This is a genomic window from Staphylococcus rostri, assembly GCF_002902145.1.
Classification (GTDB): Bacteria; Bacillota; Bacilli; order Staphylococcales; family Staphylococcaceae; genus Staphylococcus; species Staphylococcus rostri.
Genome location: NZ_PPRF01000058.1, coordinates 1 through 11,044 on the forward strand (window position 1 = coordinate 1; position 11,044 = coordinate 11,044).

At 38.1% G+C, this 11,044-nt stretch carries 5 protein-coding genes; 2 read left to right on the plus strand and 3 right to left on the minus strand.

Going from position 1 to position 11,044, the window contains the following annotated elements:
- The first annotated feature begins 87 nt into the window (after positions 1–87).
- Together CD122_RS12520 and CD122_RS08655 are read left to right on the plus strand one after the other, a co-directional pair.
- On the plus strand, positions 88–504 hold the full coding sequence (locus CD122_RS12520; protein WP_103358587.1) for a YSIRK-type signal peptide-containing protein: 417 nt from the start codon (positions 88–90) through the stop codon (positions 502–504).
- A gap of 191 nt (positions 505–695) precedes the next feature.
- Positions 696–7,355, plus strand: a complete 6,660-nt coding sequence (locus tag CD122_RS08655; RefSeq protein WP_142381198.1) for a G5 domain-containing protein — start codon at positions 696–698, stop codon at positions 7,353–7,355.
- Positions 7,356–8,171: 816 nt separating this feature from the next.
- Here CD122_RS08655 and CD122_RS08660 read toward each other — a convergent pair.
- The 3 genes from CD122_RS08660 to CD122_RS08665 all read right to left on the minus strand — a co-directional run bounded on the left by CD122_RS08660 (position 8,172) and on the right by CD122_RS08665 (position 10,813).
- Complete coding sequence (locus CD122_RS08660; protein WP_103358589.1) at positions 8,172–10,328, minus strand: peptidase domain-containing ABC transporter; 2,157 nt, start codon at positions 10,326–10,328, stop codon at positions 8,172–8,174.
- Between the two features lie 106 nt (positions 10,329–10,434).
- Positions 10,435–10,566 carry a bacteriocin gene (locus tag CD122_RS11815; protein WP_142381199.1) on the minus strand — a complete coding sequence of 44 codons (132 nt, stop codon included), beginning with the start codon at positions 10,564–10,566 and terminating at the stop codon, positions 10,435–10,437.
- Between the two features lie 34 nt (positions 10,567–10,600).
- Positions 10,601–10,813 (minus strand): bacteriocin, encoded by a 213-nt coding sequence (locus tag CD122_RS08665; protein ID WP_103358590.1) that lies wholly within the window; start codon positions 10,811–10,813, stop codon positions 10,601–10,603.
- Between the last annotated feature and the right edge of the window lie 231 nt (positions 10,814–11,044).

Sequence of the window (11,044 nt, forward strand, 5' to 3'; positions counted from 1 at the left end):
TAATAATATTGTGCGGTACTAAACGCCTTATTAAAATTAAATATATTCCCCAATAATTAAATAAATATTGAATTGAAGGTGTGAAAAATGAAATCCAGCAAGGGTAATAGTAAGCGTTTAGACTTTTTGCCAAACATCCAAAACAAGTATTCCATTCGAAAATTCACTGTAGGAACGGCATCGATTTTAGTAGGTGCAACATTAGTATTTGGTGTTAATAATGATGCACACGCACAAGAAGTTCCTTCTCAATCGCAATCATCTGACAGTATAGAAGTCGCTCATACGACTCCCCATCAAAATGAGCCTGTAGAAACAGAAATATCAACGCCTAAACCAACCTCAGAATCTACAGACAATGAAATAGTAATTGATAAAAATGTGACGCAATCCGAAAACACATCTGAAACACAAGCATTTGAAGAAATTGAAAATCACGTTGAAACCTCCTCCCATCTAATAAAGAAAATGAAATTGAACATCAACAGTCACAACGAGAAGTAAATACAGAACAACCCGAGTCCTCAAACGAAATTAATCCTCCCCAAGTCATAGAAAATTCACAAGAAGCATCTAAAGAAACAAATCAAGTAACATCGACGTCATCATCAGTAACAACTGCGCAATTTAAATCAGTTCCTGAAGCAGATGTAGAGAGTATTGAAACGCCAAAAGAATTTATCGATTTATATACCGTGTCTGCCAACCGCGAAGAGTTAGTACGCAACTTGCTGGGTGACACATATGGTGAAGCAGATGTAGAAAATATTTTGAAAAATGTAAATATCGAATATGACAAAGCGTCAGCAGAAGATGTATTTAAAGCTGTGATTTATGCAGGCCTGCAATATGCCAAAGATCAACAATCAATCTTCACATCTTATGCGGTTATCAATGGTAAAGAAGCAGAAACTTTAGAAGAATTTGAAGATGCGATTTATTTAGATCCAAATAAAGGTTTAACTGCAACAGGCACTGGAAAAACAGCGGTTAGTCAAAAGCCAACAAATTATACAGTGACTGCAGTGCCGAACCGTGCAACGAACACAGTAGATTTTACTGTAAACTGGAAAGTGGATAAAACAGCAACTGAAGCGGGACATGAAGGTGATATTGGTGGATTGAAGTTCGGAAGCGGTTATAACGTTCCGGCATCTATCACAGGTACAGCAATTGTCACAGGCGGTAAAAAAACAGAACAGTCGAACAGAGTATTAATGCCTGCAACGAGAACAAGTTACCCAGAAGGTTATGCATTAGTAGCACCTATCGCTATCAATAAAACACAATTACAAAATAACGGTGATATCACATATAAATTCAGTTTGCCGGTTAAAGACTGGAGTGGAGACTTAAGCTTTAATGGACAAGTGATGATGTATAGTTCTGGTAATAATACGTACGATCCAGCAACATATGACAACTATTATTATGACTCTGGTATTGTTATTGGTGATAACCATCCAGAAAATCATTTGGTAACGAAAGATGATGCATCAGAAGTAGAGAATATTCCATTCCAAACTGACTACACAATAAGCAAAGATATTCCACTAGGCCAACAAGAAGTAATCAGAGAAGGTGTTGATGGTAAGCGAGGTAAGTTATACACAGTCATCAAATATAATGGCAAAGACATTGGTAGAGTTTTAAAAGACACATATGATCAAGCACCTACAAATAGAGTGATAGCACTAGGTATTGGTGGCATGAATGACTCGAATATCGAAGGACCTATCGCGCCAGTTCTTGAACCTCAATTGTCAGGATCAAAAAATGTAAGTGGTGAAACAAGTCCAAATGCACAAGTGAAAATTCAAATCGGCGATAAGACATACACTGTTCAAGCAGATAATACTGGACGCTTTACAACTAATTTGCCGGATTATACATTACAACAAGGCGATATTGTTACAGCAACATCAACACTTGACGGTAAAACAAGCCAACCAGGAAAAGTAATTGTTCCAAGAGACGGACGTACACCATCGATTAAAACGGATGTTCAACGTGGTGTTGACGATTCCAATAATCCAGGTAGCTGGGTAACTATTACGAATGAAGAAACAGGAGAACAAATTAGTAGATTCTTCGTTCCCGATGGTGCAGCAGGACAAGATGGTCAATCTGTAAGAATTACTAACGATTACGTTGATCCTGAGACAGGCGATAATGTTATTGAGTTTAGTGATGGTCGTACAATTAGAATACCTAAAGGCGAAAAAGGAGATAATGGTGAAAACGGTGTAGATGGAAAAGACGGGAAATCTATCACAATTACTAGTACTTCTGTTGATCCAGACGGCAATACAATTGTACGTTTTAGTGACAATACAGAAATTACCATTCCTGCAGGTAAAGATGGTGCACAAGGTGAGAAAGGCGAATCGATTCGTGTTGATCATACAGATGTTAATCCAGAAACAGGTGATACAACTGTCACATTTACAGATGGTTCAGCAGTCACAATTCCAAAAGGACAAGACGGTAAAGATGGTCAGTCAGTAGGAATTAAGGAAATTGTACCTCTAGATAATGGAGATCAACGTGTTGTCTTCACAGATGGTAAAGAAATGATTATACCTAAAGGTGCACAAGGTGAAAAAGGCGACAAAGGTGAAGATGGCCAGTCAATCGGAATTGATAAAACAGAAACGTTAGAAAATGGAGACACGAAAGTCACGTTCACAGATGGTACATCGATTACGATTCCAAAAGGAGAAAAAGGCGACAAAGGTGAAGACGGTCAGTCAATCGGAATTGAGAAGACAGAAACATTAGAGAACGGAGATACGAAAGTCACGTTCACAGACGGTACATCGATTACGATTCCGAAAGGTCAAGATGGACGAGATGGCGTAGACGGTCAGTCAATTGGAATTGAAAAAACTGAAACATTAGAAAATGGAGACACGAAAGTCACGTTCACAGATGGTTCGACAATCACAATTCCGAAAGGTCAAGATGGACGAGATGGCGCTAATGGACAAGACGGTAAATCAATTACAATTGAAAAAATCACACCAAACGAAGATGGATCAACAACAGTAGAATTCTCAGATGGTAAGACATTGGATATTCCAGCAGGCAAAGATGGAGAATCAATCACAATCAAAGAAACAACTGTAGATCCAGAAACAGGAGATACGACAGTAGTCTTTAGTGATGGAAAAGAAATTGTAATTCCAAAAGGAGCAAAAGGTGACAAGGGCGAAGACGGTCAATCAATCGCAATTGAAAAGACAGAAACATTAGAGAATGGAGACACGAAAGTCACATTCACAGATGGTTCATCAATCACAATTCCAAAAGGCGAAAAAGGCGACAAGGGTGAAGATGGCGCCAATGGACAAGATGGTCAATCAATTACAATTGAAAAAATCACACCAAATGAAGACGGATCAACAACGGTAGAATTCTCAGATGGTTCGACAATTACGATTCCAAAAGGCGACAAAGGTGAAGATGGTCAGTCAATTAGAATTGATAAGACTGAAACATTAGAGAATGGAGATACGAAAGTCACATTCACGGACGGCTCATCAATTACGATTCCGAAAGGTCAAGATGGACGAGATGGTGTTGATGGAAAAGATGGTCAATCAATTACAATCGAAAAAATCACACCAAACGAAGATGGATCAACAACAGTAGAATTCTCAGATGGAAAAACATTAGACATCCCAGCTGGTAAAGATGGAGAATCAATCACAATTAAAGAGACTACAGTAGATCCAGAAACAGGGGATACAACAATTGTCTTTAGTGATGGAAAAGAAATCGTAATTCCAAAAGGTCAAGACGGCCAAGATGGTCAGTCAATCGGAATTGAAAAAACCGAAACATTAGAGAACGGAGATACGAAGGTTACGTTCACAGATGGTTCGACAATCACAATTCCAAAAGGAGAAAAAGGCGACAAAGGTGAAGACGGTAAATCTATTACAATTGAGAAAATCACACCAAACGAAGATGGATCAACAACAATAGAATTCTCAGATGGAAAAACATTGGATATTCCAGCTGGTAAAGATGGAGAGTCGATCACAATTAAAGAGACTACAGTAGATCCGGAAACAGGGGATACAACAATTGTCTTTAGTGATGGAAAAGAAATCGTAATTCCAAAAGGTCAAAACGGACAAGATGGAACATCAGTAACAGTAAAAGAAACAACACAAGATGAAGACGGAAATACAGTCGTTGAATTCACAGATGGTTCGACAATCAAGATTCCAAAAGGTGAAAAAGGTGAAGATGGTCAGTCAATCGGAATCGAAAAAACCGAGACATTAGAGAATGGAGATACGAAAGTCACATTCACAGACGGCTCATCAATCACAATTCCAAAAGGTCAAGATGGGCGAGATGGTGTTGATGGAAAAGATGGTCAGTCAATCGGAATTGAAAAAACCGAAACATTAGAGAATGGTGATACGAAAGTCACATTCACAGACGGTTCATCAATTACGATTCCGAAAGGTCAAGACGGAAAAGATGGTGTTGATGGAAAAGATGGTCAATCGATTACAATTGAGAAAATCACACCAAACGAAGACGGATCAACAACCGTAGAATTCTCAGATGGAAAAACATTAGACATCCCAGCTGGTAAAGATGGAGAATCAATCACAATTAAAGAGACTACAGTAGATCCGGAAACAGGGGATACAACAATTGTCTTTAGTGATGGAAAAGAAATCGTAATTCCAAAAGGTCAAGATGGACGAGATGGTGTTGATGGAAAAGATGGTCAATCAATTACAATCGAGAAAATCACACCTAACGAAGATGGATCAACAACAGTAGAATTCTCAGATGGAAAAACGTTAGACATCCCAGCAGGAAAAGATGGTCAATCAATTACAATCGAGAAAATCACACCTAACGAAGATGGATCAACAACAGTAGAATTCTCAGATGGAAAAACGTTAGACATCCCAGCAGGAAAAGATGGGGAATCGATCACAATTAAAGAAACAACTGTAGATCCAGAAACAGGAGATACAACGGTTGTCTTTAGCGACGGAAAAGAAATCGTAATTCCAAAGGGTAAAGACGGCCAAGATGGAACATCAGTAACAGTGAAAGAAACAACACAAGATGAAAATGGAAACACAGTCGTTGAACTCAGTGATGGTTCTAAGATTACAATTCCAAAAGGAGAAAAAGGCGACAAAGGTCAAGATGGCGCCAATGGACAAGACGGTAAATCAATTACAATCGAGAAAATCACACCTAACGAAGATGGATCAACAACCGTAGAATTCTCAGACGGAAAAACGTTAGACATCCCAGCTGGCAAAGACGGTGAATCTATCACAATTAAAGAAACAACACAAGATGAAAGTGGAAACACAGTAGTTGAATTCAGTGATGGTTCTAAGATTACGATTCCAAAAGGTCAAGATGGAAAAGACGGTGTTGATGGCAACGACGGTCAATCAATCTCAGTTGAAAAAACAGAAACATTAGAGAATGGAGACACGAAAGTCACATTCACAGATGGTTCATCAATTACTGTTCCAAAAGGCCAAGATGGAACATCAGTAACAGTGAAAGAGACAACACAAGATGAAAACGGAAATACAGTTGTTGAATTCAGCGATGGTTCTAAAATCACGATTGAAAAAGGTCGAGATGGTCAGGACGGAAAAGACGGTGTTGACGGAAAAGATGGAGAGTCAATCAAAGTTACGGGTCAACATATCGATAAAGACGGAAACACAGTCGTAGAGTTTAGCGATGGAAATACAGTTACAGTACCAAAAGGACAAGATGGAACATCGGTAACAGTGAAAGAGACAACGCAAGATGAAAATGGCAATACAGTCGTAGAATTCAGCGACGGTTCTAAGATTACGATTGAAAAAGGTCGAGATGGTCAAGACGGAAAAGATGGTGTTGATGGAAAAGACGGAGAGTCAATCAAAGTTACAGGTCAACATATCGATAAAGACGGAAACACAGTCGTAGAGTTTAGCGATGGAAACACAGTTACAGTGCCAAAAGGTAAGGATGGAACATCAGTAACAGTGAAAGAGACAACGCAAGATGAAGCCGGAAATACAGTTGTTGAGTTCAGCGATGGTTCTAAAATCACGATTGAAAAAGGTCGAGATGGTCAAGATGGAAAAGACGGTGTTGACGGTAAAGATGGTGAATCTGGAAATACAACAATCATCAATCACTATGTTGATAATTCAAACAATACAATTGTAATTATTAATGGAGAGCGTGAAGTTGTGATTCCACCAGTTAATGGTGCACCAATTACAATTAACTATTACTTTATCGACGTTAATGGCAACATCACTATTGTTTGTAAAGATGGTACAATCATAATTCCAAACAATCCAGAAGAACCAAATACGCCTGAAAATCCTGAAAAACCTGATTTAGATAGTGACTCAGACGCAGATAGTGACTCAGATGCGGACAGTGATTCAGATGCGGACAGCGATTCCGACGCAGATAGTGATTCGGACGCAGACAGCGATTCCGATGCAGACAGTGACTCCGACGCGGACAGTGATTCAGATGCGGATAGCGATTCTGACGCAGACAGTGATTCCGACGCAGACAGCGATTCCGATGCGGACAGTGACTCAGATGCAGACAGTGATTCGGACGCGGACAGCGACTCAGATGCGGACAGTGATTCCGACGCAGATAGCGATTCTGACGCAGATAGTGACTCCGACGCAGATAGTGACTCCGACGCAGATAGTGACTCCGACGCAGATAGTGACTCCGACGCAGATAGTGACTCCGACGCAGATAGTGATTCAGACGCGGATAGCGATTCAGACGCAGACAGTGATTCAGACGCAGACAGCGATTCGGATGCAGACAGTGACTCAGATGCGGATAGTGACTCCGACGCAGACAGCGACTCAGATGCGGATAGCGATTCAGACGCAGATGCAGATAGCGACTCAGATGCAGATAGCGATTCGGATGCGGACAGCGATTCGGACGCAGACAGTGATTCGGATGCAGACAGTGATTCAGACGCAGACAGTGATTCAGACGCAGATAGCGATTCGGACGCAGATAGCGATTCCGACGCAGACAGTGATTCGGATGCAGATAGTGACTCAGATGCAGACAGTGATTCGGATGCGGATAGCAATTCCGACGCAGAGAACGACTCAGAATCTCATAGCGACTCTGATGTAGATGGTAATTCATCTAAAGAAAATAGTAAGGATTTAGAAAAAGAGAAGGGTGATTTACCAGAAACAGGTAACACTAATTCAGCTGATCCAACATTATTTGGTGGATTACTCGCAGGTGCAGGTGCAGCAGCTTTATATGGTCGTCGTAAGAAAAAAACTAACGAAACTAAATAAACATAAATAGAAGAACTGCCAATAAGGTCAATGACTTTATTGGCGGTTTTTCTTATAGTGCGCCCGGCATGGGTAATAACTTGACGGTGAAAGTCCGTTACAGACTTGGTAGTAGGAACTGTTAGCGAAAGACAAGGGTGTCCATTGCGAAGTGGAATCTGAAGGAAGTCGGACGCAAACACTGGCACTGACGAACAGAAATATCATACAAGGCTATGTAGAATGGACGAATCTGCAAAACAAGATAAAGTCCGATACTACTCGAGTTCTATATGGAGAACCCACGAACTAGACGTAAAATATTACAAAAAATACGGTCTTGCCCGAGACAGTGAGATTAGCATTGCTTATTCACGAAAGAAGTACTGGAGGTTTTCAAGCACTAAAGAAGTTTATCGTGCTTTAACAACAAAACAACTCTACAGGTGAGGGGTTGAGACATAATAAATTTGTGTACTGGAAAACGGATAAACGGTGTCCAAAAAGCAGTATTTTCGACATAGTTGCCACTACTTCGGCGAAATTTGGGAGCACCACAGAAATCTCATGAGTGAGCAAATACTTTGTAGTAATGCCCGGCAAGGCTGACTAGATGTGTGACAAGCCAAGGGAGTAGTCAGATATCAGTCAGCTATTGCCAATGCATTAACATCATCGTTTAGTTCTGATCAAATTTTAACAGCTTGTGTCCAAACATCGAACTGGCTTACGCAAGATATTGAACAGCTAGGTACAGAGCATGTTTAATGTTGTGAGAGGACGAATAGTCAACTGATGGCTATTCGCCTACTCGATTTGTGACATAGTATTTAAAGTCTATAATTTCTGCAAATGCCATAATTGATAATATTCATGTTGGTTGTTAATCAATGATTCATGAGAACCTTGTTCTACAATTTCACCATCTTTAAGGACATATATCATATCAGCATTTTTAATTGTAGATAATTTGTGTGAAATGATGATAGCTGTTTTTCCTTCATCATGTATTAGTGCATCTATATTTTTCATGATTTTGGTTTCTGTAATACTATCTAAAGCACTAGTAGCTTCATCAAAAATAAAAAATGTGGGATCTTTTAAAAAAGTTCTAGCAATGGATAATCTTTGTGCTTGTCCTCCTGATAAATTAGCGGCTTCTTTTTCGAGCATTGTTTGAAACTGATTCGGCAAGCGTTGAATAAAGTCAAAACATTCCGCTTGTTTACATGCGTGAATTAATTCTTCTTCAGTTCGAGATTGGTTAATCCCATTTTTTAAATTATTTGTGATGGTGTCCGCAAAAAGAAATGTATCCTGTGAGACATATCCAATTGAACGTCTCATTTCTGACAATTGAATATCACCTATATTTTGTTGATCAATTAAAATCTCCCCGTCACTCGCATCATAGTACCGTGCTAGTAGTTTTCCGAGCGTACTTTTACCGCTACCACTTTCACCAACAATCGCTATTTTTTGTCCTTTTGGAATTTTCAAGTCTATGTTTTTTAAAGAAACATTTCTAAATCCGTATTGAAACGTCACATTTTTCATAGTGATGTGATTTTCAAAGGTAAAGGGTAAGGACTGATTAGATAGATTGTTTTCTGTATCTAAATCGGTAATTTCTGCGATACGTCTTGCTGCAACAAATGAAGATTGTAGGGAAGGCTGAATATTAATCAGTCTTTCGATCGGATCTAAATAATAAACCATTAGCACATTAAAAGCTAATAGACTCCCTAGAGACATGTAGTTTTGTATGACTAAGTAGCCACCTAGCCATAAAATAACAATACTGATGATCAGTTTTAAAAAGTTATTATAAGTTAACTGTATATTAGAAAAGCGACCTAATTTAAGTAGATTTTCAATGAATTGGTTAAACTTACTGACGCCTTTTTGATAGGTGTCTTCTTCAGATTGATAGCTTTTAATGGTTGCATTACCTTCAAAAGACTCGATTAAGTAAGAACTTAATTCCGCTTCGTTTTCAGACGCCTTTTGATTATATTTTTCGAACGGTTTTTTGAACACATATGCACCAGCAATGAATAGTGGAATGAAAATAACAGTTACGAGTAACAATAAAGGACTTTGCATATAAAGTAAAAAGGCACCCACAATAATCATCAAAGTATCAACTAATAGTGTGACGGTTGATGAGGAGAGGACCTCTCGTATTTTAGAAATATCCATAAATCTTTGTAAAATTTCTCCACTTTTACGAGTATCAAAGAAATTCGTAGGTAAATGTAGCACATGATAAAAATAATCTTTCATTAAATTGATATCGATTTGTAAGCTTAATTTTAGAACGAATTGGTATCGTATATACATAATGATGGTATTAAGAATGTATATGGACAATATTGCAAAACCAAATAGATGAAGGTTGCTAATTAGGTTGGATGGAATAATATGGTCTGTTAAATATTTAAAGAATAGGGCGCCAAGTATACCGACACCATTAATGAGTATGGAAAATAGCGTAATAATAATTAAATGTATATAGTTCTTTTTGAAAACATCAACAAAGATATGGATATAAGAGGGTGCATCATTCTCAGTAGTAAAATCATCACGTTTTTCGACTAATAGAAGAATATTTGTCCATATATTTGAAAATTCTTCAGCCGTTAAATGATACTTTCCTTTTCCAGGGTCGACGATAAAAAATGTCTGCTTTTTAATTTTTTCTATAATCACAAAGTGTTCATAGCCTTGTTGATTAATGATGTGTGCAATGAATGGACAAGATACGTGTTCTAAGTCGGATATACTATCTGCTTGCACGCCTGTTAATTGAATACCAATTTTGTCTGCTGCCTGAATTAAGCCGTAAAGATTTGTACCCAGTCGGTCTGTTTTTGCCCATTCTCTTAATCTAGGAATAGAAACGTTTTTTCCAAAATATTGAGAAATCATAGCTAAACAAGTGGGACCACAATCTTTTTCATCATACTGCTCAATGTATTTAACTTTTTTCATATACGACTCCTATTCAATATGTAAAATTAAAGGATAGGGAGTGGGGATGAAAGGTCACTTTCTAAAAAACATTCCATTGTCCCACCCGACTATCCATTATAATTGATTATTTACGATTGTTTGATTTACGTCCGCTTGGTCTAAGAACAGAGCCATAGTCATGAATAATTTTGCTAAAATTTTTAAAGAAATCGCCACCGTTAACTTGTTTCAATTCAGATACATTTAATGTTTTCATAAATGATTCCTCCAATAAAAGATTGTTTTTTAGATTATCCATTTGCAAGACCATCAGCAAAGCTACGAACACCGCCAGCAACTTTACCAGCTACTCTACCAGTCCAACCGTTTTTGTTAGTGTCACCTTCCCAGTCGTTTAAACCGTCAGAAAAACCTTGACGCATGTCAGAAAGACCGCCTTTAACGCTATCCCAAGCATTACCACCATTAATATTTTTTAACTCAGATACATTTAATGTTTTCATAAAATAATACCTCCGATTAAATGATATTTTTTAATAATGTCCAATGGAAAAGTCAGCAACAAATGTTCAAGTATAACTGTTAATTTATGACAAGTGAAGGAGCACCTCCTCAATAACTAAGTTCAACTTTATTATGGAACAAAAATATTAAGTGCGTATGAAGATGTTCTTAATTAAATTTAAAGATTATATTTAGAGATATTTACTGACTAGAAAATAAAATAAGCAAAG

Excerpts from the sequence above, each read along its gene's own strand:
- CD122_RS12520 (WP_103358587.1), top strand. The coding sequence starts at position 88 with ATGAAATCCAGCAAGGGTAATAGTAAGCGTTTAGACTTTTTGCCAAAC.
- CD122_RS08660 (WP_103358589.1), bottom strand. The coding sequence starts at position 10,328 with ATGAAAAAAGTTAAATACATTGAGCAGTATGATGAAAAAGATTGTGGT.
- CD122_RS11815 (WP_142381199.1), bottom strand. The coding sequence starts at position 10,566 with ATGAAAACATTAAATGTATCTGAATTGAAACAAGTTAACGGTGGCGAT.
- CD122_RS08665 (WP_103358590.1), bottom strand. The coding sequence starts at position 10,813 with ATGAAAACATTAAATGTATCTGAGTTAAAAAATATTAATGGTGGTAAT.